This is a genomic window from Janthinobacterium sp. 78 (assembly GCF_003096775.1).
Classification (GTDB): Bacteria; Pseudomonadota; Gammaproteobacteria; order Burkholderiales; family Burkholderiaceae_D; genus Janthinobacterium; species Janthinobacterium tructae.
In genome coordinates this window covers 5,238,474-5,263,281 of record NZ_QENT01000001.1, presented here as the reverse complement: position 1 = coordinate 5,263,281, position 24,808 = coordinate 5,238,474, and the positions used below count along the sequence as shown (strand labels likewise).

The 24,808-nt window shown below is 59.2% G+C and carries 24 protein-coding genes and 1 tRNA gene; 15 read left to right on the top strand and 10 right to left on the bottom strand.

Annotated features, from left to right (window positions below):
- Positions 1-216: 216 nt before the first annotated feature.
- From C8C92_RS23210 to C8C92_RS23190, 5 genes are all read right to left on the bottom strand, one after another.
- Positions 217-2,667, bottom strand: a complete 2,451-nt coding sequence (locus C8C92_RS23210; protein ID WP_133250817.1) for a BACON domain-containing protein — start codon at positions 2,665-2,667, stop codon at positions 217-219.
- 506 nt (positions 2,668-3,173) lie between these two features.
- A tRNA-Lys gene (locus tag C8C92_RS23205) sits at positions 3,174-3,249 on the bottom strand.
- A gap of 68 nt (positions 3,250-3,317) precedes the next feature.
- A complete protein-coding gene (locus C8C92_RS23200) occupies positions 3,318-5,084 on the bottom strand; it encodes a GspE/PulE family protein (RefSeq protein WP_116745343.1) in 1,767 nt (588 codons plus the stop codon).
- Between the two features lie 47 nt (positions 5,085-5,131).
- Positions 5,132-5,920, bottom strand: a complete 789-nt coding sequence (locus C8C92_RS23195; RefSeq protein WP_071075769.1) for a spermidine synthase — start codon at positions 5,918-5,920, stop codon at positions 5,132-5,134.
- 201 nt (positions 5,921-6,121) lie between these two features.
- A complete protein-coding gene (locus tag C8C92_RS23190) occupies positions 6,122-6,634 on the bottom strand; it encodes a glycine zipper 2TM domain-containing protein (protein WP_034785134.1) in 513 nt (170 codons plus the stop codon).
- 400 nt (positions 6,635-7,034) lie between these two features.
- Here C8C92_RS23190 and C8C92_RS23185 point away from each other — a divergent pair, with 400 nt between their 5' ends.
- From C8C92_RS23185 to C8C92_RS23165, 5 genes are all read left to right on the top strand, one after another.
- Positions 7,035-7,433 (top strand): barstar family protein, encoded by a 399-nt coding sequence (locus C8C92_RS23185; RefSeq protein ID WP_071075771.1) that lies wholly within the window; start codon positions 7,035-7,037, stop codon positions 7,431-7,433.
- Positions 7,434-7,589: 156 nt separating this feature from the next.
- Positions 7,590-8,198, top strand: a complete 609-nt coding sequence (gene purN / locus C8C92_RS23180; RefSeq protein WP_099666788.1) for a phosphoribosylglycinamide formyltransferase — start codon at positions 7,590-7,592, stop codon at positions 8,196-8,198.
- 21 nt (positions 8,199-8,219) lie between these two features.
- The gene (locus C8C92_RS23175; RefSeq protein ID WP_099762417.1) at positions 8,220-9,539 is read left to right on the top strand and encodes an RsmB/NOP family class I SAM-dependent RNA methyltransferase; all 1,320 of its coding nucleotides are present in this window, start codon (positions 8,220-8,222) and stop codon (positions 9,537-9,539) included.
- A 123-nt stretch (positions 9,540-9,662) separates the two neighbouring features.
- On the top strand, positions 9,663-11,021 hold the full coding sequence (locus C8C92_RS23170; protein WP_099762418.1) for a mechanosensitive ion channel domain-containing protein: 1,359 nt from the start codon (positions 9,663-9,665) through the stop codon (positions 11,019-11,021).
- A 133-nt stretch (positions 11,022-11,154) separates the two neighbouring features.
- Positions 11,155-12,363, top strand: a complete 1,209-nt coding sequence (locus tag C8C92_RS23165) for a fatty acid desaturase (RefSeq protein WP_071075775.1) — start codon at positions 11,155-11,157, stop codon at positions 12,361-12,363.
- A 138-nt stretch (positions 12,364-12,501) separates the two neighbouring features.
- Here the strand turns inward: C8C92_RS23165 and rpmG are convergent, their stop codons facing one another.
- The 3 genes from rpmG to radC all read right to left on the bottom strand — a co-directional run bounded on the left by rpmG (position 12,502) and on the right by radC (position 13,850).
- On the bottom strand, positions 12,502-12,669 hold the full coding sequence (gene rpmG, locus C8C92_RS23160; protein WP_010400929.1) for a 50S ribosomal protein L33: 168 nt from the start codon (positions 12,667-12,669) through the stop codon (positions 12,502-12,504).
- A gap of 22 nt (positions 12,670-12,691) precedes the next feature.
- The gene (rpmB, locus tag C8C92_RS23155) at positions 12,692-12,928 is read right to left on the bottom strand and encodes a 50S ribosomal protein L28 (RefSeq protein WP_010400928.1); all 237 of its coding nucleotides are present in this window, start codon (positions 12,926-12,928) and stop codon (positions 12,692-12,694) included.
- Between the two features lie 247 nt (positions 12,929-13,175).
- A complete protein-coding gene (gene radC, locus C8C92_RS23150) occupies positions 13,176-13,850 on the bottom strand; it encodes a DNA repair protein RadC (RefSeq protein WP_099762420.1) in 675 nt (224 codons plus the stop codon).
- Positions 13,851-13,971: 121 nt separating this feature from the next.
- On the opposite strand from radC, the gene C8C92_RS23145 reads away from it, so the two are divergent.
- The 6 genes from C8C92_RS23145 (at position 13,972) to C8C92_RS23120 (ending at position 19,369) form a co-directional block, all read left to right on the top strand.
- Positions 13,972-14,427, top strand: a complete 456-nt coding sequence (locus C8C92_RS23145) for an FKBP-type peptidyl-prolyl cis-trans isomerase (protein WP_070224501.1) — start codon at positions 13,972-13,974, stop codon at positions 14,425-14,427.
- Positions 14,428-14,437: 10 nt separating this feature from the next.
- Positions 14,438-15,385, top strand: coding sequence for a 4-hydroxy-3-methylbut-2-enyl diphosphate reductase (gene ispH, locus C8C92_RS23140; RefSeq protein WP_099762421.1), 948 nt, complete (start codon positions 14,438-14,440; stop codon positions 15,383-15,385).
- Between the two features lie 294 nt (positions 15,386-15,679).
- Positions 15,680-16,609, top strand: coding sequence for a branched-chain amino acid ABC transporter permease (locus C8C92_RS23135; RefSeq protein WP_034785168.1), 930 nt, complete (start codon positions 15,680-15,682; stop codon positions 16,607-16,609).
- Between the two features lie 22 nt (positions 16,610-16,631).
- On the top strand, positions 16,632-17,849 hold the full coding sequence (locus C8C92_RS23130; RefSeq protein ID WP_116745342.1) for an ABC transporter ATP-binding protein: 1,218 nt from the start codon (positions 16,632-16,634) through the stop codon (positions 17,847-17,849).
- 12 nt (positions 17,850-17,861) lie between these two features.
- Positions 17,862-18,635, top strand: coding sequence for an ABC transporter ATP-binding protein (locus tag C8C92_RS23125; RefSeq protein ID WP_034785170.1), 774 nt, complete (start codon positions 17,862-17,864; stop codon positions 18,633-18,635).
- 11 nt (positions 18,636-18,646) lie between these two features.
- Positions 18,647-19,369: an ABC transporter ATP-binding protein gene (locus tag C8C92_RS23120; RefSeq protein ID WP_071075780.1), complete on the top strand. Its 723-nt coding sequence runs from the start codon at positions 18,647-18,649 to the stop codon at positions 19,367-19,369.
- Between the two features lie 133 nt (positions 19,370-19,502).
- On the opposite strand, the gene C8C92_RS23115 is transcribed toward C8C92_RS23120, so the two are convergent.
- Entirely contained in the window at positions 19,503-20,069 is a 567-nt protein-coding gene (locus C8C92_RS23115; protein WP_071075781.1) for a phasin family protein, read from the bottom strand.
- Positions 20,070-20,418: 349 nt separating this feature from the next.
- Between C8C92_RS23115 and C8C92_RS23110 the strand changes: the two genes are divergently transcribed.
- The 3 genes from C8C92_RS23110 (at position 20,419) to pbpG (ending at position 23,336) form a co-directional block, all read left to right on the top strand.
- Positions 20,419-21,345, top strand: a complete 927-nt coding sequence (locus C8C92_RS23110) for a DMT family transporter (protein ID WP_099762424.1) — start codon at positions 20,419-20,421, stop codon at positions 21,343-21,345.
- 21 nt (positions 21,346-21,366) lie between these two features.
- Positions 21,367-22,086, top strand: a complete 720-nt coding sequence (locus C8C92_RS23105; protein WP_099762425.1) for a nitroreductase — start codon at positions 21,367-21,369, stop codon at positions 22,084-22,086.
- A 176-nt stretch (positions 22,087-22,262) separates the two neighbouring features.
- A complete protein-coding gene (gene pbpG, locus C8C92_RS23100) occupies positions 22,263-23,336 on the top strand; it encodes a D-alanyl-D-alanine endopeptidase (RefSeq protein WP_099762426.1) in 1,074 nt (357 codons plus the stop codon).
- Between the two features lie 32 nt (positions 23,337-23,368).
- Here the strand turns inward: pbpG and C8C92_RS23095 are convergent, their stop codons facing one another.
- A complete protein-coding gene (locus C8C92_RS23095; protein WP_092795825.1) occupies positions 23,369-24,148 on the bottom strand; it encodes an IclR family transcriptional regulator in 780 nt (259 codons plus the stop codon).
- A gap of 153 nt (positions 24,149-24,301) precedes the next feature.
- Between C8C92_RS23095 and C8C92_RS23090 the strand changes: the two genes are divergently transcribed.
- Positions 24,302-24,685: a diacylglycerol kinase gene (locus tag C8C92_RS23090; RefSeq protein ID WP_099762427.1), complete on the top strand. Its 384-nt coding sequence runs from the start codon at positions 24,302-24,304 to the stop codon at positions 24,683-24,685.
- Positions 24,686-24,808 lie beyond the last annotated feature (123 nt).

Sequence of the window (24,808 nt, the reverse complement as noted above, 5' to 3'; positions counted from 1 at the left end):
TTCCTTCCGCATCCGTCACGCACTGCTTTCGTTCAGCTTGCCTCTGGTTGAATTTGGGCAAAAAAGGGTTGGCAAGTGGTAGTTTGCCAATCCTGTCTGTAATGCTGTATTCGTGGCAGGAGGGGATTAAAGGTCCCCGTTGCCACGGACAAGGAATACTGTAGTCAAAAGAACTTCAACCAGCCGAAACAGGGAATATTTTCGCCGCTACGCTCCTTATGGGCCTACCGGTACAAATACCAGCAGAGGGTCGTCTGTCTGGCCCACCATCATGAGTCCATCAGCAGAAATACCCAGGGTGCGGGTCATCAGGTTCCTCGCGTACCCTGCAAACTTGAAACTCTTGAGCAGTGCACCGTTTGCGTCGTGCACCCAGACATCGGCGCTCGAATACCAGCCTGAGATGCCGCAGTAAACGCGGTCATCGCTGCCCACCTCGACGTTGTTGGGGTAGGCGTCGCCGCCACTGAGGCTGCCGATGAAGCTCAGGTCCGACGGTTTTACGCTGCTGCAGCGGTATGGCGCCCCCGAAGCGACATACAGGCGCATGCCGTCAGCGCTGACCGCGATGTCTTGTCCATTCGATGCGCCGTTGATGAAGCCGGCGGAGGCTGCCGAAGCGCTGAACAGTGTGCCGCCACCGATATCGGCGTAGTCAACTGCGATTGCGCTTACCGATGCCGGGCTATAGCCTGAATCTTGCAAGTAGAGGCGGCTTCCGTCGCTCGATGCTGCCATGCTGTCGCCATTACTGATCATGCCCACCACGGCGCCTGTGCTGGCCAGGTATGCCTTGCCGTCGGCCGCTGCCACAATCTCTACGCCATTTGGCCGCAGCGCCAGCAAGGCCGACGATTGCTGGACTGCTGCTGCCATTGGCCAACTGGTTTTTTTCGTCAGCGTAGCCAGGTCCACGACGATGATATTCCGATTGGCGGTATCGTAGGTGTAAAGATGCCGGCCATTCGGGCTGATGCTCATGTCTCCCATCGCGGCACCGAGATTGCTGATGGTGCCGACCTGGGTGGCGGAATAGATGTTATACACATCGATATTACCTGCACCGTTGTTTGCATACAGCAAAGGCCGGATCGGATCGGTCTTGAGGTGGCTGTAGGTCTTCGTCAACTTCGTCGTGACGGCAGGCGTGACGCTTCCTTTCCAGAGCGCCACATGCAGCTGCTCTGAAGTCTGAATGCCATTCTCGCTGGCCAGGCTGACGGTGGCATAGCTGATGGCGTCGACCGGTAAAGTGGATGGGTCGGCCGTCAGTGTCAGCGCATTTCCGCTGCGTTGCACTGTCAGCCATGCCTTGTCTGAACTGGCAGTCCATGCAGGGGCCAGCCCGAAGTTGTCGCGCACGGTGACCTTGCGCGACAGGCGTGACCAGCCTGGGGTGGAAGACAGCCCGATGCCGACTTCCGAGAACAGCAGTTTGCGCGTATCGCGCTGAGCGGTGATGGTGACTGGCACCGAGATGGTATCGCCATTGACTTGCGTGCTTGTGGTCAAGGTCGTGGTACTGGTTCCGATGGGCTGGCTGGCGCCGATTTGCGAAAACACAATGCTGCTGCCAGCCTGATTCACCGTACCGCTGGTAGCGCTCGCGCCCAGCCATGCAGGCAGTGCCGAGAACGACCAGGGATAAGCGTTCTCCATGGTGTTGAGATTCAGCGTCAGGCTTGCTGTCGACGCAGGCGAGCGGCCATAAGGTCCTCCGAGCGTGATGCTGTCAATCGAGGGCGTTAAGGTGGCTTTCGTCAAGTTCAGCGTGACAGGAACCTTGCTGTCGCTGACGTTCGGTGCGGTAATCGTTACGATTGCATCGTGCCGGCCGCTGGCAAGCTTGCCGTTCGCCGGATCGACATATACCGATGCAATGGCAGGCGTGGTGCCGCTCGTCGGCGTCACGCCTAGCCATGCCGCGCTGGCGGTGGCTTTCCAGTTCGCCGCCAGGTTAGCTACCGTAAATTTCACGGGCGCTGCCGCAATGGGGGCGCCGTTGATGCCATTGAAGGTAATCTGGCCGTGATCAATGGAAAAAGCGGCAGGCAGCAATTCGGCACTGACAGGCAGCGAGGCGATTTGCCCGTCGCTGCTTGTGACTACGACAGTGCCCGTCTGGACTCCAGGTGCCATGGCGGAAACATCGTAGCCGACAGTAAACGAGCTGACGCCGCTACCTGCTGCCGTCGAGACTTTGATCCATGCCGCGTTCGTGTTCACAGTCCATGTGCGACTTTTCGCGCTGACGTTGACAGTGACGGGTGCTGGCGCCGGATTACCTGCAGAAATGGTCGCGTTGAGAAGGCCCAGTGGCGCCACTGTCATTGGTGACAAGGGTATCGGCACGACAGTGATCGCATATGGCAACTGCATCGGCGAACCGGGGAAGTGTTGCGTACAAGCGGCATCCTTGCAAACTTTGACTGAAAAAGTGCCTGTATGTTTTCCGATGGGCAGCGTTGGCGCAGTCTGGAGCAGAATGCTGTAACTGCTTGAGCTTAGCTGGGAAAATTGTACCTCCGGCAGTATCACGCCTGTCGTATCGATGACGTAGGCGAACACACTGTTTGCATTTTGAAAATCCGATGGCGTGTTCACGGTCGCTAGCAGCGACAATGCCTTCGTGCTCCCCTCATCGGCGGTGGCGGCGGCCGTCGGCACGCTGAATGTCAATGTAGGCGTGGGCGTCGGAACAACTGGCACTGGGACAATTGGCACCGGAGGGGCAACGCCGCTGCTTCCGTCGCCTCCACCGCTTGAGCTGCCGCCGCCACCACAGCCAGCCATTAATGTGGTTGCGAGCAAGTAAGCCAGTGCGCGCGAAGTGCTGTACCTGAAAAGAACGGACGCCATTTTTGTCGGATGTAATAATTGAGAGAGAGGCATTATTGCTTATTTCAAATTGCTTGAATAGCATTTAGTTGCCAATAATTAATTTCATTTATTCGTTTTCTTTTCGCAAATAGTGGCATTCTCGACGCATTGCCTGTATGGCATCGTTGAAGCTGGCGAGCTGGATATGCTGGGTTAAGGCAGTTCCGGGAGAGTTTCTGCACTTGGCAGTGACCGGGGCACATTTTCCCCATGTGGGCAATATCACGGATAAAGACGCAAAAAAGGGTTAGCAAACGATAGTTTGCTAACCCTGATCTGTACTGCTGTATTCGTGGTAGGCCGTGCGGGATTCGAACCTGCGACCAACGGATTAAAAGTCCGCTGCTCTACCAGCTGAGCTAACGACCCGAAAGAGGCCGCATTATATATCAGTTGAAAAAGAATGCAAAGCATTCCTGCGAGAAAATGCAGGCCAGCTAAGGCAGGGCTGCCGTGAGCTTTTGCACTTCGTCGATGCTGGTCGTGCCATCGATGATTTTGCGCGCACCGGCGATGCGCAGCGGCGTCATGCCGTCGAGCAGGCTTTGGCGGCGCAGCGCGTGCAGGTCGGCGCCCGCCTTGATCAGCTGGCCGAAGGTTTCCGTCACGCTCAGCAGTTCATAAATGCCGGCACGCCCCAGGTAGCCGCTGTGCCGGCACAGGGCGCAGCCAACGGGGCGGTACATGGCCTGTGGCCGTTCCAGCTGGCTGCCCGTCAGGCGCTGCCATGCGGCGGCGTCCGGGGCGGCGCCCGGCTGTTTACAGTCCGGACACAGGCAGCGCAGCAGGCGCTGCGCCAGCACGCCAGCCAGGCACGCTTCCAACAGATAGGCGGGCAAGCCCAGTTCCAGCAGGCGCATGACGGCCGAGGGCGCGTCGTTGGTGTGCAGGGTCGACAGCACCAAGTGGCCCGTCAGCGCCGCCTGCATGGCCATCTCGGCCGTGGCCAGGTCGCGGATCTCTCCCACCATGATGATATCGGGATCTTGCCGCATCAGTGCCCGTACGCCATCGGCAAACGACAGTTCGATGCCGGCCTGGGTTTGCACCTGCATCTGGTTGAAGGCCGGCTCGACCATTTCAATGGGGTCTTCCACCGTGCAGACATTGACTTCGCTGCTGGCCAGCGCCTTCAGGGTGCTGTACAGGGTGCTGGTCTTGCCCGAGCCGGTGGGGCCCGTCACCAGCACGATGCCGTGCGTACGCGCCGTCAGCTGGCGCCAGCGTTCGGCGTCCGCGGGCGGAAAGCCCAGCTCAAACAGGCTTTTGACGGCCACTTCCGGGTCGAAGATGCGCATGACGAGCTTTTCGCCAAAGGCCGTGGGCAAGGTCGACAGGCGCAGCTCGATTTCCTGGCCCTGCGCATTGCGCGTCTTGATGCGGCCATCCTGGGGGCGGCGCTTTTCCACCACGTCCATGCGCCCGAGCAACTTGATGCGCGCCGTCATGGCCAGCAAGACCACGGGCGGTAATTGATACGCCTGGTGCAGGCGGCCATCGATGCGCAGGCGCACGAGGCCCGCATCGCGCTTCGGTTCCAGATGGATGTCGGAGGCGCGCTGGGCAAACGCGTATTGCCACAGCCAGTCGACGATGCGCACCACGTGCTGGTCGTTGGCGTCGAGGCTGGTCTTGTTGCGCCCCAGCTCCACCAGCTGCTCGACATTCTGGCGCAGCGCCATGTCTTGCGTGGACGCCAGTTTTGCCACCTTGACGGAAGTGGCCAGGCTGAAAAATTGCGCGATGGCGTCGGCGATGTGCAGCGGATTGGCGATGACCAGGCTCAGCTTGCGTGGCGCCAGCGTTCCCAGTTGCGCCTGCCAAGCGAGCGCGTAGGGCTGGGCCGTGGCGATGACGATGCGCTCAAGCGTGCTGTCCACGGGCAGGATGTTGAAGCGGGCCGCATAGCTGGCCGTCATGACGTCGGCCACCTGGCTGAAATCGATGTGCAAGGGATCGATGCGCACATACGGCAAGCCCGAGCGTTGCGCCAGCCAGGCACACAGGGTGTCGAGCGTGAGTGCGCCATGGGCGATGCTGCATAGCGGATGCAAGGGGGGCGCCGGCAGCAGGGTGGCCTGGGCGACGATGGCCGCCGCTTGCGCCGCATCGAGCAAGCCGTCTTCCTGCAACCAGGCCAGCAGTTGCGGCAGTTGCAGCGGCGTGTTGGGTGAAATAGGGGAGGGAGGAGGGGAAGCGGGCATGGCCGGTGCCTTTCAGGGCTGCCGGCCTTGCGTGGGTGTGCCGGCGCTTACAGGGTGCTGACGATGCCCTTGACCCAGGTCTTGGCGGGCAGCTTGGTCTCGGCGACGATCTGCTTGGCGCGTTCCAGCAGAGCCGCTTGCGCTTCGGCATCGAGCGCCACTTTCGTCTTGAACGCGATCGCCACCACATTCCCATCATGGACTTCCGGCAGGCAGATCACCTGTGCAAACGCAAACTTCATCGCCTTGATGTTCTTCGCGTAGCTGGGGTGGTCGCCGAACAGGTTGACCGTCATGATGCCGTGCGGTGCCAAGCAGGCGCAGCAGGCGGTATAAAAATCCGCGCTGTCGAGCACGGGGCCGCGTGCCGTGGCGTCATACAGATCCACCTGCAGGGCGTCCAGGGTGCCGTGGTTGGCGTCATCGTTGACGTAATCGAGCGCATCCATCTCGCGCACGTGCAGGCGCTCATCGTTGGGCGGCAGCTTGAACATCGAGGCGCAGATGGTGATGACGGACGGGTTCAGTTCGATGGCTTCGACTTGCGCCTGCGGGAACTGGCGATAGCAGAACTTGGTCAGCGCGCCCGTGCCCAGGCCCAACTGGGCGAGGCGCTGCGGCTGCTCGATCCACAGCATCCACGCCATCATCTGCTGCGCGTATTCGAGTTCCGGCCAGTCCGGTTTGCGGATGCGCATGGCGCCCTGCACCCATTCCGTGCCGAAATGCAGATAGCGCACGCCATCCATTTCCGACAGGGTGACTGGAGCATAGCGGGGCTTGCGCGCGGGGCGCGAGGATTCGACTTGTTCGATGGATTTTCGTTTGATAAGCATAAGGCGGCCTGAAAGTGTGCCGCATTATAACGTGCCATAAAAAATGCCGACCCTTAGGAATCGGCATTTTAATAATGAGTAACAACGCCTGACAGAAGCGTCGCGAGCGGAAGGCAGAGGTGGCCGAGAAGCGCAACCGTACTCTAGTACGGTGAGCATCGCAGGCCGCCTATGCCGACGCGCAGCAGCTTATGTCAGGCGTTACTGTTGAGCTGGCTCGATGGATACGCGCAGACGGATGCGTTCGCCCGGATCGTAGGACATGATGCTCGTGTAGTTGCGGCCGCGATAGTCGTAGGTGACCTGGTAGCCATTGTTGCGCGATTCCCAGTGGTCGACCTGGCGGCATTGCTTGACGGCTTGTTCCTGCATGCCGCCCTGGTAATTGTTCTGGTTGTCGACACGGTCGCCGACGACGGCACCGGCAATCGCGCCGGCAGCAGCGGCGGCCGTGCGGCCATTGCCGCCACCGACCTGGCTACCGAGCAGGGCGCCGGCGATACCGCCGACGATGGAGCCGCCAGCGCTGCGCTGTTGCGGCGGCGCTTGCACTTGCACGTATTCCGTACGGCATTCCTGGCGTGGACGATTGATCTGTTCCACTTGCGGCACGACGCGCACGACTTTGCCGAAATCTTCAAAGTCGGCGGCTTGGGCGAGTGGCAATGCACCGATACAAAGGGCTGACATCATCAATTTGGCTTGCAAGTTCATTTCTAACCTCATTATGTAGAGAATCTTTCAGGTTTTTTTTACAACTTGGGACTATAGTAATCCCGCCAGCCCGAGGCAAGTGTTTCGCATGGCAACAAAATGTAACAGCCCAAGCCCCTTGCCCCACAGTCTGTAACATGCACTTTCAATCGATACAAGATGTTGAAGTGACTTGAAACCAGCGGTTTGTAACAAATCTTGCGTTTGACATCATATTCGGGTTGATTCATACAGGACAACACGTTACCCTAATACGCGTATGGCTTATATAAAATCGCACTGAATCGCATAAAAGTTGATACAGATCGAATCACCGCGTGCGCATTGACCCGCGTGCGGGGATGCAATAAGAAGAGCAGCTAGAAAAAATCCATACATAACAGGTCGATTTGAGGGAAAAATGAGTTTGTTACTAACCGTGCCGCCCAACCTTGTCCAGTCCATCCGTGCCTTTCGCGTGACCGAGTTACAAGACGAGGCGATCCGTCTCGGGCAGCACTTTTTATATGCGCATTGCAACGCTGGACAGACCAAACAACAAGTCATCGGCATTATTGCAGAAGCATTCCTGTTTCCTAAAAACCTGGCCAAGAATTTCGATGCCCTGCGCCTGTGCCTGACGGATACCATGCACAAGGCCGGCACGCAAACGGGCTTCCTGGTGGTGCTTGAGCAATTGCCAAATACGCAAAAATTCGACAAGGAAGCGCGCGAGATCCTGCTCGACGTGTTCCGCGACGCGGCCGACTACTGGGCCGAGAAGAAAGTGCCGTTCCGCGTCTTCTATTCGTTCGAGTAAATACTTACTCTTGCCGCGATGCCCTGAAGCCGGCCTCCCGTGCAGATGGCAGTCAGCATCGCCGGGCGGCTGCGGCGCGCCGGTGCTTATGTTGCGCCGCAACAATAATACCGGCCTTTCTAGATTCGCATCGCCATAGCGGGTACAATGCGCGCTATGAAAAATATCGTTATCCTCATTTCCGGACGCGGCAGCAACATGGAGGCGGTCGTACGCGCGGCGCAAGCCGAGCAATGGCCAGCCCGGATTGCCGCCGTCATCAGTAACCGGGCCGACGCCCAGGGACTGGTTTTTGCCGCGGAACATGGGATAGCGACGGCAGTCGTTGCCAACAAGGATTATGCCAGCCGCGAGCAGTTTGATGCGGCGCTGCAAGCCGTGATCGACGGCTTCGCCCCCGACCTGGTCGTGCTGGCCGGTTTCATGCGCATCCTGACGCCGCCCTTCGTCGAGCATTACGCGGGGCGCATGCTCAATATCCACCCGTCGCTGCTGCCGCTGTTCCCGGGCATGGCGACGCACCGCCAGGCGCTCGAGGCGGGTGTGACGGAACACGGCGCGACCGTGCATTTCGTGACTGCCGAGCTCGATCATGGCCCGGCCGTGGCGAGTGCGGTGGTGCCAGTCTTGCCAGGCGACACAGAAGACAGCTTATCGGCGCGCGTGCTGGTACAGGAACATCTGCTTTACCCGCGCGCCATCCGCCTGTTCATTGACGATAAACTGTCAGTCGAGCATGGCCAGGTCCGCGTGGACCCTCAATAAAATATTACAGGAAGAATAACAATGAGATTGCCACCAGCGATACTTGCCAATGCTGAAGAAGTATTGCGCGAAATTTTACGTTTCACGGCCCCGGCCGACACCACCCTGTCGCGCTATTTCCGCGACCATCCGCGCCTCGGTTCGCGCGAACGCGGCGCCATCGCCGAAGGCATTTATGCCGTGCTGCGCAACAAGTCGTTCTTTACCGATTTCGCCGAAGCGGGCAGTGGCCCGACCATGCGCCGTTTGACCATCCTCGGCCTGGCCGAAGCCGTCGGTGCCGACTCCCTGGGTGGCCTGACGGAAGAAGAAGTCGAATGGCTGGAACGCATCACGCAGATCGACCGCAGCCTGATGCCGTCGAACATGCGCGCCAACATGCCGACCTGGCTGTTCGACAAGCTGATCGCCCAGTTCGGCGAAGCGGAAACCATGAAGCTGGCCGATGCGCTGAACGCACCGGCGCCGCTGGACTTGCGCGTCAACTCGCTCAAAGCCACGCGTGAAGACGTGATGCTGGCCCTGGCCGAAGCGCCTATCCTCAGCACCCCGACGCCTTACGCGCCGCTGGGGCTGCGTGTGATCAAGAAGCCTTCGCTGCAAAACATGCCGTTGTTCCAGAGCGGCGCCATCGAAGTGCAAGATGAAGGCAGCCAGATCCTGTCGCAAATCGTCGGCGCCAAGCGCGGCGAGATGGTGGTCGATTTCTGTGCCGGCGCGGGCGGCAAAACGCTCGCACTGGGCGCGCTGATGCGCAACACGGGCCGTTTGTATGCGTTCGATGTGTCGGAAAAGCGTTTGGCCAAGCTGAAGCCACGCATGGCCCGCAGCGGCCTGTCGAACGTGCATCCGGTGCAGATCGCACATGAGCGCGATGCCAAGATCAAGCGCCTGGCCGGCAAGATCGACCGCGTGCTGGTCGATGCCCCGTGCAGCGGCCTGGGTACCCTGCGCCGCAATCCGGACGTGAAATGGCGCCAGCAGCCGAACTCGATCGTCGAACTGCAAGCCAAGCAGGCAGCCATCCTGGCCGGCGCGGCGCGCCTGGTCAAGGGCGGCGGCCGCCTGGTGTACGCCACCTGCAGTTTCCTGAACGAAGAAAACGATTTTATCGCCGAGCAATTCCTGGCGGCCCATCCCGACTTCACCCTGGTGCCGATGAGCAAGGTGCTGGCCGAACAGAAGATCGAGCTGGACATGGGCGACTACCTGAAATTGCTGCCGCATTTGCACCATACCGACGGCTTCTTCGCCGCCGTGTTCGAGCGCAAGGTCATGCCGAAAAAAGTCTACGCCGATGAAAAACCGGCCGACGACGCTGACGCTGAACCAGCCGAATAAGTTGGTCACGGGCCGCCGCTGCAGCATCGCAGCGGTGGCCATGCACTTGCGCCAGCCAGTCTGGCGCAGGCTGTGGGCGCCCCGCCCGGTTATTTCCCTGCACCATCTTCCAGACCATCCGCCATGAACCAAACCCCGCTGCTCAACCTGATCACTGACTTTGTCGACGATTTCCGTCAACCGGCCATCCTGTGGCAGGCATTGGTCATCGTCGCTTGCCTGGCACTGAGCTGGTTGCTGGTGCGGCAGTTGCGCGCATTCCTGCACCAGCGGGCGGAAGCGGCGGCTGTCCCGGCCACGCCGGAAACCTTGCAGCGCACGGACAGTTTCATCCGCATCCTGACGCCCGTGCTGGCGGCCATGTTGCTGGGCATTGCGCAGCATTTCCTGGCCAAGTTCCAATCGGTGAATCTGCTCAGTATCGCCATTCCCCTGTGTACCTCGATGGCGCTGGTGCGCTTCGGTTTTTATGTGTTGCGCCGCATTTTTGCCCGCCATGGCGATATCAGCCCCACCATGTTGTTGCTGGAAAAGATCTTTACGGTGGTGGTGTGGGCGGGCATGGCCCTGTATATCACGGGCCTGTGGCCGGAATTGCATACCTTCCTGGAAGGCATCGTCGTTCCGCTGGGCCGCAATAAAGTATCGGTGGCTGCCATCTTGCAAGCCGCTATTTCCGTGGCCGTGCTGCTGGTGCTGGCGATGTGGGCCGGCACTTCGCTCGACGAGCGCCTGATGAAAATGCAGGGCTTGCACACCTCCTTGCGCGTGGTGCTGTCGCGCATGGGGCGCGCCGTGCTGATCCTTGTTTCCGTGCTGGTCAGCCTGTCGCTGGTGGGCATCGACCTGACGGTGCTGTCCGTGTTTGGCGGCGCTTTCGGCGTGGCGCTGGGCTTCGGCTTGCAAAAGATCGCCGCGAACTTCGTTTCCGGTTTCATCATCCTGCTCGACCGCAGCCTGACCATCGGCGACATGATCACGGTGGGTCAATTTACGGGCAAGGTGACGCAGATCAATACGCGCTATACTGTGTTACTGGGTGGCGATGGCGTTGAATCCATCGTGCCGAATGAGATGCTGATTTCCGGCGGCGTGCAGAATATGTCGCTGAGCAACCGCATGGTGTGGCTGTCGACGGCCGTGTCGGTGGGCTATGAAACGGATATCGATGTCATCTTCCCCTTGCTGGAAGCGGCGACGGCCAAGGTGCCGCGTGTGTCGCAAAGCAATCCACCATCGGCGACCCTCGTGCGTTTCGGTGCCGACGGCCTCGATGTGCAGATCGGCTTCTGGATCGCGGACCCGGAAAACGGCACCGGCGGCGTGAAGTCGAATGTGAACCGCGCCATCTGGCGCACCTTGCAGGAACATAAGGTCACTGTACCGTTTCCGCAACGCGAATTGCGTATTGTTGGTACGCCTCCTGCCCCGCTCGTGGGCGCGGCAGAGGGTGAGTCCGCGCCATCCGGCACCCAGCCTTAACCTCGCTGCCTGCCTCCGATTTTGCCTGATCGCACCCATTAGGGCGTACAATCACGCCTAAAATTAACTCTGCCGGACCTCCAGAGTCACTGGAGCGACCGTGCGCATGCCCTGTCCACTTGGAGTAGCAGTAATGACATTGAGTTCCGTTTTACACGACGTTTTGCAGTTCATGGCCACTGGCATTACCGATCTGTCCGCATGGCAAGTTTTCCTGTACACCATGGTGGTCACGCATATCACGATCGCCAGCGTCACGATTTATCTGCACCGCCACCAGGCCCACCGGGCGCTGGAATTGCACGCCATCCCCAGCCATTTCTTCCGTTTCTGGCTGTGGCTGACGACGGGCCAGGTAACCAAAGAGTGGGCGGCCATCCACCGCAAGCACCATGCCAAGTGCGATACGGAAGAAGATCCGCACAGCCCCGTGACGCGCGGCATCAAGAAAGTGTTCTGGGAAGGCGCCGAGCTGTACCGCGCTGAATCGAAGAACATGGAAACCATGGCCAAGTACGGCCACGGCACGCCGACGGACTGGATCGAGCGCAACCTGTACACCAAGTACAGCTGGCTGGGCGTGGTGTCGCTGTTCGTCATCAATTTCGTGTTGTTCGGCGTGATCGGCATTTCCGTGTGGGCCGTACAAATGATGTGGATCCCCATCACGGCGGCCGGCATCATCAACGGCATCGGCCACTACTGGGGTTACCGCAACTACGATTGTGCCGATGCGGCCACCAACATCATTCCCTTCGGCATCCTGATCGGCGGCGAAGAGTTGCATAACAATCACCATACATATGCGACGTCGGCCAAGCTGTCGTCGAAATGGTATGAAATCGATATCGGCTGGGCGTATATCCGCGCGCTGGAAATGCTGGGCCTGGCCAAGGTGAAAAAGCTGGCGCCGGAACCGAAGTTCTCGCACGGCAAGCTGGAAGCGGACTTCGAGACCTTGCAGTCGGTCATCGCCAACCGCTACGACGTGATGGCCAAGTACGCGAAATCGATCAAGCATGCCTGGAAGGAAGAGCTGGAACACCTGAAGCACAAGGCCGAGCTGGAAAAGCGTTTCCTGAAATCGTCGCGCAAGCTGATGCAGCGCGAGCCGGGCAAGCTGGCCGAGGCGCACCATGAGCAGCTGTCTGAATTGTTCCAGCACAGCAAGGCGCTGGAAACCATGCACCACATGCGCGTGGAACTGGGCGCCATCTGGGAGCGTTCGCACTTTACGCGCGAGCAGTTGCTGCAAAAGCTGCAAGACTGGTGCACGCGCGCCGAAGCGTCGGGCATCCAGTCGCTGCAAGATTTCTCGTTGCGCCTGCGCAGCTATGCCTGATTAGCCTGTTGCGCCATATCAAGGCCCTGGATTCCAGGGCCTTTTTTTCGTCCTGGCAAAGGGGGAGGGCGGCGTCAAAATAAGGACGAAAAAAAAACCGCTCATCGGAGCGGCTCTTTTTACAGAACACAAGATCAATTACTTGATTTTGGTTTCTTTGTACGTTACGTGCTTGCGTGCTTTAGGATCAAATTTCATGATCTCCATTTTCGCAGGCGTCGTACGCTTGTTTTTGGTAGTCGTGTAGAAGTGACCCGTACCGGCGGTCGATTCTAACTTGATTTTGTCGCGGCCTGATTTTGCCATGATAGCTCCCTTATTCTGCTAATTAGACTTTTTCGCCACGAGCGCGCATATCGACCAATACGGCGTCGATGCCGACTTTATCGATGACGCGCAGACCGGCGTTGGACAAACGCAGGGAGACCCAGCGGTTTTCAGATTCAACAAAAATACGACGATTCTGCAAGTTAGGCAAAAAACGACGTTTGGTTTTGTTGTTTGCATGGGAAACATTGTTGCCGACCATCGGCTTCTTCCCAGTGACTTGGCAAACACGTGCCATGGCGCACTCCTTAAAGATATTCCAAATTGGAAAAACGAGAGTATATCCAAAATAAGCAGATTTATCAATGACTTGCGAAAAACAATTGTGTCATGTTGTATTGAAATAATTTAACAATTAGACTTTTACCCTTCTTCATAGGGGAAAGCACTGGTAAACAGAACTGTTTACTGTTAGATAAGCGTCCCGCTGCTGTCACGTATGTCCTTGTTTACACATGGTTAACTGTGATCAGGGCGGTGCCGGCCTAGATCTGGCCGTGCTCGGCAAACGAATGTACTTGCCGACCGGCCACGACGAAATGGTCGAGGATGCGCACGTCCACCAGCGACAAGGCTTGCACCAGCGCGCGCGTGAGCAATAAATCCGATTCGCTCGGTTCCGGCGTGCCGGATGGGTGGTTATGCGCCAGCATCACGCTGGCCGCGTTGTGCAGCAGCGCTTGTTTCACCACTTCGCGCGGATACACGCTGGTGTGGGTGAGGGTGCCGCGAAACATTTCCCGGGTCGTGATCAGGCGGTTCTTGACGTCCAAAAACAACACATGAAACGCTTCGTGCGCCAGGTTGCCCAGGGTCAGGCGTAAATAGTCTTTGACGGCGTGCGGCGAATTGAGGGCTTGGCCCGCCTGCAAATCCTCGATGATGGCGCGCCGCGCCAGTTCCATGACTGCTTGCAGCTGGGCAAACTTGGCGCTGCCCATGCCATGCACAGCGGAAAAACTCACGAGGCTGGCACCAAACAGGCCCCGCAGGGAGCCGAAATGCTCGACCGTGTCACGTGCCAGCTCCACGGCACTCTTGCCGCGCACGCCAGTGCGCAGGAACACGGCCAGCAATTCCGCATCCGACAGCGAGTGTGCGCCATCCTCGATCAGGCGTTCGCGTGGCCGTTCGCTGGCCGGCCAGTCCTTGATGCCCATGCTGTTCTCCTGTTTGTCACCGGCGCGCGCCCCAGTGTGGTCTTCTTTGACGAAGCCATGGGGCAGGCGCGGCCAGTGTGGCTTACAATATCGTTTTGCATCAGCTACTTGAAAACTCACTATGTCCAACGAGCAACCAGCAGTCGTCACCGAAGCGGCTTACCTCACCCTGCATTATCGTCTTGCTACTGTTGACGGTACTGATATTGTCACTACCTTTAGCGGAAATCCTGCTACCTTGATGCTGGGACAGGGCCAGCTGGCGCCATTCCTCGAGCAGCGGTTGCTGGGCTTGCCTGAAGGCACGCACCAGACGTTCGAGCTGGCCGCCGGCGAAGGCTTTGGCGAGCGCAATCCCGAGCTGGTGCAGTCCGTCTCGCGCGCGACCCTGGACGAGAACTCGGTGCCGGGCGCCGACTACAAGATAGGCGACTTGGTCGATTTCGCCGCGCCGGGCGGTGGCCGCTTTGCCGGCGTGCTGCGCGAAATGCGCGAGGACTCGGCCCTGTTCGACTTCAATCATCCGCTGGCCGGCCAGCCGCTGCGCTTTGAAGTCAAGCTCATTTCGGTGCTGTGAAGGAATAGCGATGGATAAAGAACTGTTACTGGCCCAGCCCCGCGGTTTCTGCGCGGGCGTCGACCGGGCGATCGAAATCGTCGAACGCGCCTTGCAGCAATTTGGTGCACCGATCTACGTGCGCCATGAAATCGTCCACAACGCCTATGTGGTGGCCGACTTGCGCAACAAGGGCGCGATCTTCATCGATGACCTCGATGACGTGCCTGCTGGCAATACGCTCGTGTTTTCCGCCCATGGCGTGTCGAAAGCCGTGCGCGCCGAGGCGGAATCGCGCGGCCTGAGCATTTTTGACGCCACTTGCCCGCTGGTCACCAAGGTGCACATGGAAGTGGGCAAGATGCGCCGCGAAGGCCGCGAGATCATCATGATCGGCCACGATGGCCATCCCGAGGTGGAAGGCACGATGGGGCAGGCCGACATGGGCATGCATCTGGTGGAAACGCTCGAAGATGTGGCGGCATTGCAGGTCGCCAATCCGGAGAGCCTGGCCTATGTGTCGCAAACAACGTTGTCAGTTGACGACACTCGCGACATTATCGAGGCCTTGAAGCTGAAATATCCGAACATCGCCGAGCCGAAAAAAGGCGACATCTGCTACGCCACCACGAACCGCCAGGAAGCCGTGAAATTCATGGCGCCGCAAGTGGAAGTGGTGATCGTCGTGGGCAGCCCGAACAGCTCGAATTCGAACCGCTTGCGCGAAGTGGCCGAGAAGATGGGCACGCCAGCCTACATGGTCGACAATGCCTCGCAGATCGATCCCGCCTGGCTGGAAGGCAAGCTACGCGTGGGTGTGACCGCTGGCGCCTCGGCGCCCGAGGTGCTGGTGCAAGCCGTCATCGACCGCTTGAAAGAGTGTGGCGTGAAGAGCGTGCGCCCCCTCGACGGCGTGCAGGAAGCCGTCACCTTTCCGATGCCGAAAGGCCTCGATGGCCTCAAGCGCGACGTGGCCTGAGTCTGCAGGACGGTTAAGTATCGATGAGGAGTTGCCTCAAAACCGAATTTAATTCGGAAATGATCGATTTATTCCAAGCTTAGTTTTTGCAAAAGATCGTTATGATTGCTTCAAGCTTGAATATGTTGTCGTTATGACTAAGCAAGGTCACGCCCGTTTTAAGTGCGTGCACCATGCTGGTGAGAACGGTCCAAGGATGGCACTGCAGGATTTCTTCCTCCGGTGCCGTTTTTGTATCAGCGACCTATTCTGGCGGAAGTTGTTCCCGAAAAATGCATATTTGATAGGGCAATCATGGATACATTCATCCAGCAGATCATTAACGGCTTGGTGTTGGGCAGCATGTATGCCTTAGTCGCCCTCGGTTACACAATGGTGTACGGCGTCTTGAACCTGATCAACTTCGCCCACGGCGACGTGCTCATGATCGGCGCCATGGTGGGCTTGACCATCCTCAAGCTGTTGGGCATTTATGTGCCGGACTGGCCCGGCTATCTGAAACTGGCCACCGCCATCCTCGGCGCCATCCCCATCTGTATTCTGGTCAACATCATTATCGAGCGGGTCGCCTACCGCCGCCTGCGCAACGCCCCCCGCCTCGCCCCCCTGATTACCGCCATCGGCGTCTCCATCCTGCTTCAAACTTTCGCCATGATGATCTGGACGCGCAATCCCTTGCCTTTCCCGCAATTGCTGTCGACCGACCCCATCAACATAGGCGGTGCCGTGATTTCGCAAACGCAAGTGCTGCTGCTGGCCCTGGCCGCGCTGTCGATGGGTGGCTTGGTATTGCTTGTGGAAAAGACGAAAATGGGCCGCGCCATGCGCGCCACGGCGGAAAACCCCCGCGTGGCGGGCCTCATGGGCGTCGATTCCGACAAGGTCATCGTGGCCACCTTTGCCATCGGCGCCGCGCTGGCGGCCGTGGCCGGCGTGATGTGGGGCGCCAACTATGCCTCGATTCAATTTTCCATGGGCGCCATCCCCGGCTTGAAGGCCTTCTGTGCGGCCGTGCTGGGCGGCATCGGCAATATCTATGGTGCCATGCTGGGCGGTATCTTGCTGGGCATTATCGAGAGCCTGGGCGCCGGCTATATCGGCGACATCACGGGCGGCTTTCTGGGCAGCCACTACCAGGATATCTTTGCCTTCGTCGTGCTGATCATCGTGCTGACCTTGCGCCCGTCCGGCATCATGGGCGAAAGAGTGGCCGACCGTGCCTGATGTGAAACTGGGAGATTAAATCATGGCACTACTCGATTTTGACGCTAAGAAAAATCCGACCAAAGCCTACGCCGGCATGCTGGGCCTGGCCGCGCTGCTGATGGTGTTCCCGTTCTTTGCCGCGCAGTTCGGCAACTCGTGGGTGCGCATCATCGACATGGCCTTGCTGTACATCATGCTGGCCCTGGGCTTGAACATCGTCGTCGGCTTCGCCGGCCTGCTCGACCTGGGCTACATCGCCTTCTATGCCGTGGGCGCTTACCTGACTGCCCTGCTGGCCTCGCCCCAGTTCGCCATCCTGCTCGAATCGGTGGTAAATCAATATCCGCTGCTGGGCGAGACCCTGGTGCAGCTGATGGGGCCGGAAATCCGCGAAAACGGCATCCATTTGTCGATCTGGATCATCGTGCCGCTGGCCGCCTTTTTTGCCGGCCTGTGCGGCGCCTTGCTGGGTGCGCCGACCTTGAAGCTGCGCGGCGACTATCTGGCCATCGTGACCCTGGGCTTTGGCGAGATCATCCGCATCTTCATGAACAATTTGAACGACCCGATCAATTTCACGAACGGCCCGCAAGGCATCAATCTGATCGACCCGATCCGCATCTTCGGCGTCAACCTGGCGGGCGAGGCGGGCACCAACAGCACCGTCGTGGTGGCCGGTTTCTCCATGCCGTCCGTGAATGCCTATTACTTTTTGTTCCTGTTCCTGTGCATCGCCGTCGTGTTCGTCACCAAACGCCTGCAGCATTCGCGCCTGGGCCGCGCCTGGGTCGCCATCCGCGAAGACGAGATCGCCGCGAAAGCCATGGGCATCAATACGCGCAACGTCAAATTGCTGGCCTTTTCCATGGGCGCCTCGTTTGGCGGCGTGGCCGGCGCCATGTTTGCCTCGTTCCAGGGCTTTGTCTCGCCCGAATCGTTTTCGCTGACGGAATCGATCGCCGTGCTGGCCATGGTGGTGCTGGGCGGCATCGGCCATATCCCCGGCGTGATCCTCGGCGGCGTGATCCTCGCGTCGATACCGGAAGTACTGCGCCACGTGGTAGAGCCGGCTCAGCAGGCGCTGTTCGGCCACGTGGTGATCGAGGCGGAAGTGCTGCGCCAGTTGCTGTACGGCCTGGCCATGGTGTTGATCATGCTCAACCGTCCCGCCGGCCTGTGGCCATCGCCGAAGCACGAAGACCGGCCCGACCACGATGTCGACCAGCCGAATAAATCCACCGGCGTCGTGTCCGCGTAAGGAAGCAATACCATGAGCGAACAGATCATTCTCAATATCGCCGGCGTAAATAAACGTTTCGGCGGCTTGCAGGCGCTCACCGACGTGGGCATCACCATCCGGCAAGGGCAAATCTATGGCTTGATCGGCCCGAACGGCGCCGGCAAGACCACGTTCTTTAACGTCATTACGGGCCTGTACCAGCCCGACACGGGCACCTTCGAGCTGGCCGGCAAGCCGTATTCGCCGTCCGCGCCGCACAAGGTGGCGAAGGCGGGTATCGCCCGCACCTTCCAGAACATCCGCCTGTTCGGCGACATGACGGCGCTGGAAAACGTCATGGTGGGGCGCCATGTGCGCTCGCACCAGGGCGTGTTCGGCGCCATCTTCCGCCACAAGGCGGCGCGCGAGGAAGAGGCATCCATCCGCAAGCGGGCCATGGAATTGCTCGATTTCGTCGGCATCGCCCAGTTCGCCAGCCGCACGGCGCGCTTCTTGTCGTATGGCGACCAGCGGCGCCTGGAAATTGCCCGCGCGCTGGCCACCGATCCCACGCTGCTGGCCCTCGACGAGCCGGCGGCGGGCATGAATGCGACGGAAAAGCTGGCCTTGCGCGAGTTGCTGGTGAAAATCAAGGCCGAAGGCAAGACCGTGCTGTTGATCGAACACGACGTGAAACTGATGATGGGACTGTGCGACCGCATCACGGTGCTCGAATATGGCAAGCGCATCGCCGAAGGCTTGCCGGCCGAAATACAACAAAACCCGGCCGTCATCGAGGCTTACCTGGGGGGATCGCACGCATGAGTAACAATGGCTTGAACAAGACTGTATTGAAAGTGGCGGGCTTGCACGTGGCCTACGGCGGCATCAAGGCCGTCAAGGGTATCGACCTGGAAGTCAACGAAGGCGAGCTGATCGCCCTGATCGGCGCGAACGGCGCCGGCAAGACGACGACCTTGAAAGCCATCACGGGCACCCTGCCGGCCTGCAAGGTCGAGGGCACGATCAGTTACCTGGGCGAATCGCTCAAGGGCACGAAGTCGTTTCACCTGGTGGAAAGGAAACTGGCCATGGTGCCGGAAGGGCGGGGCGTGTTTACCCGCATGTCGATCCGCGAAAACCTCATGATGGGCGCTTACACGCGCACGGACAAGGCCGGTGTCGAGGATGACATCGCCAAGTGGTTCGACGTGTTTCCGCGCTTGAAAGAGCGGGCGGCGCAGATGGCCGGCACCCTGTCGGGCGGCGAGCAGCAGATGCTGGCCATGGCGCGCGCGCTGATGAGTCATCCGAAGCTGCTGCTGCTCGACGAGCCATCGATGGGCCTGTCGCCCATCATGGTCGAGAAAATCTTCGAGGTGATCCGCAAGGTGTCGTCCGAAGGCATCACGATCTTGTTGGTCGAACAGAATGCCCGTCTGGCCCTGCAAGCGGCGCATCGCGGCTATGTGATGGATTCCGGCCTGGTCACCATGGGCGGTAATGCGGCCGCCATGCTCGACGACCCGCGCGTGAAGGCGGCGTATCTGGGGGAGTAAGCGCGTTCAGGAAGTGCTCAGGCATAAAAAATGCCCCAGCTGGGCTGGGGCATAATAGCATCCGTCGGAGAAGTGCGGGATGGATGCCTGGAGGAGCCGATAACAGCGGACCGCCGTAGCGGTCGCGCAATAATTACTTGGCAGCCGTGCGTGGCACGACTTTTTCAGCCGCTTGCGTGAACTGGTTCACGGCCGATGTCAGGTTCGCTTCGATGGCTTCGACGGCTTGCTTGCTGGTTTTCGAGAACTGCTCGTAGCCTGCATTGGCGTTGCCGATGGCGCTTTTCAGCATGGCAACAGCGTTTTCCGAACCGGCTGGCGCGTTTTTGGTGACTTCTTCCACCAGCGACAGGACTTTGCGGTTGGTTTCAGCGATTTGCGATTCAGCTGCTTTGCTGAATTCAGCTTGGGTGCCCGACGTGATGGCAGCCAGGTGACGACCGTAAGCGATGGCTTTTTCGGCGCTAGGCTGGGCTTGAGCAGCGCTCAGCGAGAAGAATTCTTGTGGATCTTTTGCCGACAGCAATTGCTTGGCGGCGGCGGTCGATTCTTCCAGCGTTGCCTTGGCAGCGGTCAGGTTCAGTTCGACGATCTTTTCGATGCCTTCGAAGGCTTTGCTCGTCAGCGACGAGAACAGGGCGAATTGGGCTTCCAGGTTGGTTTTGGTAGCGGACGAAAATTGCTCAGGAATTGAAAACATATAAATCTCCAAAAAATCGAAATCTGGTTAATTTGATGCTGCGTGTACCGTTTGGGAAAGCAGGTGAATCTAAATTTTCAAGCTGAACAAGAATTGTGCAACGCAACAAACCCTATTCTACGGCGAAAAAAAATGAAGTCAAGCGATTCTTGTGCAATGCAACAATTGAATAGATTTGCATCAAAAACCATTGTTTCTAAAGAGAAATATTTGATTTCTTGGTGTCAATGGTTTAACCCTAAACTGTTATTTCCCCGCCTTTCAGGACGAGTGCGGCGCAGCATGCTAGACTTTGCCTCCCGCACTGGTGCAGCGCCCCGGTGCCGACCCCGTTTCCCGAGTTGATATCATGTCCAATCTTCCCGCCGCGGCTGGCGCCAGCGGCAAAGCCCCCAAAGCTCCTTTCTTGACGACCCTGGCGCCGATGGCCTTGCCCGGCTTCTTTGTGTTGTTATGGAGCACAGGTTTTATCGTCGCCAAGTTCGGCCTGCCGTACGCGCCGCCGCTGACCTTCTTGCTGCTGCGCTTCCTGGGCGTGCTGGTGATCCTGCTGCCGCTGGTGCTGGTCCTGCGCGCACCGTGGCCCGTGGGACAGTTTCGCCAGATCGCCGTGGCCGGCATCCTGATGCAGGCTGGCTACCTGGCCGGCGTCTGGTGCGCCATCAAGCTGGGCATGCCGGCCGGCCTGTCCGCCCTGATCGTCGGCATGCAGCCCGTGCTGACGGCCTGCGCTGCGCCGCTGATCGGCGAATCCGTGCGCCCGCGTCAGTGGCTGGGCTTGCTCTTTGGCTTGCTGGGCGTGGCCCTGGTCGTGTATGCGAAGATCAATCTCGTGGGCCTGACCGTGGAAAGCGTGCTGCTGTGCGTGTTTGCCTTGCTGTCGATGACGGCCGGCACCATGTACCAAAAACGCCACTGTCCGCAGTTCGACTTGCGCACCGGCACGGTGGTGCAGTTTGCCGCCTCCATCGTGGTCGTGTTGCCATTCGCCCTGTATTACGAGGGGCTGGACCTGCATTTCAGCAACGTGCAATGGACGGCGAATTTCATAGGCGCCTTGCTGTGGTCGGTACTCGTGCTGTCCATCGGCGCCATTTTCCTGCTGTTCGCCCTGATCCGCCGCAGCGATGCGACGAAAGTGACGGGCTTGCTGTACCTGACGCCGCCCACGACGGCCGTGATGGCCTGGCTGATGTTTGGCGAAGCCTTTAATATGCTGGGTATCGCCGGCATGCTGGTGGCCGTGGTTGGCGTGGTGTTTGTTGTCAAGAAATAGAGTGAGCGGGAGAGTAGGGCAGTGAGCAAGCAAGCATCTGAAACAACGCCGGCGCAGCAAGCCGTGGACGCCGTCATTGTGTCGCGCCGTTCGATCCGCGCCTTTTTGCCCACGCCGGTGGCGCAGGACGATATTGCGCGCATCCTGGAAGTGGCGGCGCGCGCCCCCTCTGGCGCCAACATGCAACCGTGGAAAGTGTACGTGCTGTCGGGCGAAGCGCGCCTGCGCCTGTCGCGCCGCATCCTCGACGCCTATGCCGCACCGAAGGCGCCGGACGCCCCCGCGCGCACGGCGTCGTATACCTATTACCCGCGCCAGTGGACGGCGCCGTTCATCGAACGCCGCCGCAAGATCGGCCTGGACCTGTATCAGCTGCTGGGCCTGGAGCGCGGCGACACGGCCGGCATGGCGGCCCAGCATGGACGCAATTTCCAGTTTTTCGATGCGCCCGTGGGCCTGATCTTTACCATTGAACGGGTGCTGGAACAGGGTTCCTGGCTCGACTACGGCATGTTCTTGCAAAACATCATGCTGGCGGCGCGCGCGCGGGGACTCGATACCTGCCCACAAGCGGCCTTCATCCACTACCATGACATCATCCGCGAGGAACTGGGCGTGCCGGCCAGCGAAATGGTGGTGTGCGGCATGGCCCTCGGCTATGCCGACCCGGACAAGATCGAGAACCGCCTGAACACGGAACGCGAGCCGCTGGCCGGCTTTGTTAAATTCATGGATCAATAGACACGCCAGCGATTTGCGCACACAATCAGTTGATTAAGGATGAGTTTGTTTGCTGATCGCCAACGATTTGTATTTCGTTGCTGCAATAAATACTGTCCCAACTGTTAAATAGGCTTGCGATTACTCTGCATTTCGCTACACTGCAATAAGGCAACAGCTTCACGGGGAATTATCGAATGGCTAAGTTTAAACTTGCGCTGGGTGTCCTGGCTTCCCTGCTGTTTGCATTGGCGCCGGCTGCGGCCGTGCACGCCAAGGAAGCGAACAGCAAATCCTCAGCCTCCAAGAAACATAACACCAAGAAAGTCAAAGTCGTGCTGCGCAAGGGCGCGACGGCCGCGCCGCGCGACAAGACCGTGCGCCGGGTCGTCATGGTGCGCGGCAAACGCAAAGTCATCTATCAAAAAGTCAGCAGCGTGGCCGTACCCATGGCCGCACCGATGCCCACCATGGGCGACCTGGCCGGCCTGAACCTCACGCGCGATCCGCTCGACCTCAAATCGAGCGTGGCGCTGGTGCTGGATCAGGCCAACTCGGAAGTGCTGTTTGAAAAGAATTCGAATGTCGCCCTGCCCATCGCCTCCATCACCAAGATGATGACGGGCCTGGTGGTGGTCGAAGCGCGCCAGGACATGGATGAAGTGCTGACGATCATGGACGAGGACGTCGACCGCGCCAAGTTCAGCAGCTCACGCCTGAAAGTGGGCTCGCAATTGACGCGCGCGAATATGCTGCATATCGCCCTGATGAGCTCGGAAAACCGCGCCGCCTCGGCGCTGGGCCGCAATTATCCGGGCGGCTTGCCGGCCTTTGTCGACGCCATGAACAGCAAGGCGCGCCAACTGGGCATGCTCGACACGCATTACGTCGATTCCAGCGGCTTGTCGAAGATGAACGTGGCCAGCGCGCGCGACCTGGGCAAGCTGGCCATGGCCGCCTTCCGCCATCCATTGCTGCGCCAATACTCGACGGACCCGAAAGCCATCGTCGAAGCCAGCGGACAGCCCATGCAATTTGGCAATACGAATCACCTGGTGGCCAACCCGGGCTGGGAAATCGGCTTGCAAAAGACGGGCTTCATCAATGAGGCGGGACGTTGTCTGATGATGCAGGCCGTCATCGAAGGACGGGCCGTGATCATGGTCTTCCTCGATTCCAAGGGAAAACAGTCGCGTACGGCCGATGCGGGACGCATGCGCAAGTGGCTCGAAGCACTCAAACCCGCCAACATGAGCTTGCCTGGTGGATAAAAGAAACAGGGCAGCGTTGCTGCCCTGTTTCTTTAGTCTTGGGGTATAAACCCCAAAGTCACTGAAATCTGGTTCGCCGTTTCGACCAGGTCGACCAGCCACTCATCCTGCAAGCGGTCGGCGGGCGCCGAGATCGACAGGCCGGCGATCAGCTTGCCCGAGTCGTCGCGGATGCCGGCGGCCATGCAGCGCACGCCCAGTTCCAGTTCTTCATTGTCGCGCGCATAGCCGCGCTCGCGCACCAGGCTCAGTTCGCGTTCCAGTTTCAGCAGATCCGTGATGGAATTCTTGTTGTGCCCGGCCAAGCCCGTGCGCGTGGCGTACGCGCGGATGGCTTTCGGCTCGTCGACTGACAGGAACAGCTTGCCGGTCGAGGTCAGGTGCAGCGGGCCGCGGCCACCGATGGCGCGCACCACCTGCATGCCCGAGCGCTCGGAAAAGGCGCGGTCGATGTAGACGATCTCGTCGCCCTGGCGCACGGACAGGTTGATCGTTTGCTGGGTTTTCTTGTGCAGCTGGCGCATGAAGTCCAGCGCCGCTTCGCGCACGCTGAGGCGGCTTTTCACGACATTGCCCAGTTCCAGCAGGCGCATGCCCAGGCGATACGTGCCCGGTTCGATGCGGTCGACAAAGCGCGTCAGCACCATGTCGTTGAGGATGCGGTGCGCCGTCGACGGGTGCAGGCCGGAAACTTTCGACAATTCCTTCAGGCTGACCGGGTCGGAATATTTGGCCAGGGCATCAAGCAGGGCGACCATGCGTTCGATCACCTGGATCGTCGTCTTCGGGGCAGCGACCGGTTCAATTTTCATGATGGATTTGGTGCAATGCAGTATTCATTCTTCTTTATACCATGATGTGAAAAAATAGTGAAATGTTCCGAGATATTCAGCGAATAAATTGTCACAATTCTCATGTTGGCCGTCATAATTGACGGCTGGACGTACTTTGAACCATGGAAAACTATGCAACCTGTCAATGAATTCAAGAGCAAGAGCGGCTTGAAACGGATTTTCTCCGCCTTTTTCTACTCGCTCGACGGCCTGAAGGCGGCCTGGCGCCATGAACATGCGTTCCGCCAGGAACTGGGTTTGTTCGTCGTCGGCACGCTGATCGCCTTGCTGCTGCGCATCTCCGCCTTTGAAAAACTGGTGCTGATCGGCGTGCTGCTGCTGGTCTTGATCGTCGAATTGATCAATTCCGCGCTGGAAGCCGTGGTCGACCGCATCTCGCTTGAGCTTCATCCGCTGTCGAAAAACGCCAAGGACTTCGGCAGCGCCGCCGTGTTGCTGACGTGCATCCTGGCCTTCGCCACCTGGGCCGTCGTATTATTTAATCGTTTTTATTAACTGCTTTATCCCCGTTGCGCGCCGCCCATATGTGAAAAACGCATATCAAACGGCGAAACGCTTCGTTCTCTTTGCGGCCGTTGCGCCGTAATCTGGTGGCTCTGAAAGTTCAACCACACGGGG

Coding starts and splice junctions, on each gene's coding strand:
- C8C92_RS23195 (WP_071075769.1), bottom strand. CDS start 5,920: ATGCTTATCAAACGAAAATCCATCGAACAAGTCGAATCCTCGCGCCCC.
- pbpG (WP_099762426.1), top strand. CDS start 22,263: ATGGCTAAGTTTAAACTTGCGCTGGGTGTCCTGGCTTCCCTGCTGTTT.
- C8C92_RS23145 (WP_070224501.1), top strand. CDS start 13,972: ATGTCCAACGAGCAACCAGCAGTCGTCACCGAAGCGGCTTACCTCACC.
- C8C92_RS23110 (WP_099762424.1), top strand. CDS start 20,419: ATGTCCAATCTTCCCGCCGCGGCTGGCGCCAGCGGCAAAGCCCCCAAA.
- C8C92_RS23115 (WP_071075781.1), bottom strand. CDS start 20,069: ATGTTTTCAATTCCTGAGCAATTTTCGTCCGCTACCAAAACCAACCTG.
- C8C92_RS23170 (WP_099762418.1), top strand. CDS start 9,663: ATGAACCAAACCCCGCTGCTCAACCTGATCACTGACTTTGTCGACGAT.
- C8C92_RS23125 (WP_034785170.1), top strand. CDS start 17,862: ATGAGCGAACAGATCATTCTCAATATCGCCGGCGTAAATAAACGTTTC.
- rpmB (WP_010400928.1), bottom strand. CDS start 12,928: ATGGCACGTGTTTGCCAAGTCACTGGGAAGAAGCCGATGGTCGGCAAC.
- C8C92_RS23175 (WP_099762417.1), top strand. CDS start 8,220: ATGAGATTGCCACCAGCGATACTTGCCAATGCTGAAGAAGTATTGCGC.
- C8C92_RS23135 (WP_034785168.1), top strand. CDS start 15,680: ATGGATACATTCATCCAGCAGATCATTAACGGCTTGGTGTTGGGCAGC.
- C8C92_RS23165 (WP_071075775.1), top strand. CDS start 11,155: ATGACATTGAGTTCCGTTTTACACGACGTTTTGCAGTTCATGGCCACT.
- ispH (WP_099762421.1), top strand. CDS start 14,438: ATGGATAAAGAACTGTTACTGGCCCAGCCCCGCGGTTTCTGCGCGGGC.
- radC (WP_099762420.1), bottom strand. CDS start 13,850: ATGGGCATCAAGGACTGGCCGGCCAGCGAACGGCCACGCGAACGCCTG.
- C8C92_RS23095 (WP_092795825.1), bottom strand. CDS start 24,148: ATGAAAATTGAACCGGTCGCTGCCCCGAAGACGACGATCCAGGTGATC.
- C8C92_RS23200 (WP_116745343.1), bottom strand. CDS start 5,084: ATGCCCGCTTCCCCTCCTCCCTCCCCTATTTCACCCAACACGCCGCTG.
- C8C92_RS23090 (WP_099762427.1), top strand. CDS start 24,302: ATGCAACCTGTCAATGAATTCAAGAGCAAGAGCGGCTTGAAACGGATT.
- rpmG (WP_010400929.1), bottom strand. CDS start 12,669: ATGGCAAAATCAGGCCGCGACAAAATCAAGTTAGAATCGACCGCCGGT.
- purN (WP_099666788.1), top strand. CDS start 7,590: ATGAAAAATATCGTTATCCTCATTTCCGGACGCGGCAGCAACATGGAG.
- C8C92_RS23130 (WP_116745342.1), top strand. CDS start 16,632: ATGGCACTACTCGATTTTGACGCTAAGAAAAATCCGACCAAAGCCTAC.
- C8C92_RS23190 (WP_034785134.1), bottom strand. CDS start 6,634: ATGAACTTGCAAGCCAAATTGATGATGTCAGCCCTTTGTATCGGTGCA.
- C8C92_RS23185 (WP_071075771.1), top strand. CDS start 7,035: ATGAGTTTGTTACTAACCGTGCCGCCCAACCTTGTCCAGTCCATCCGT.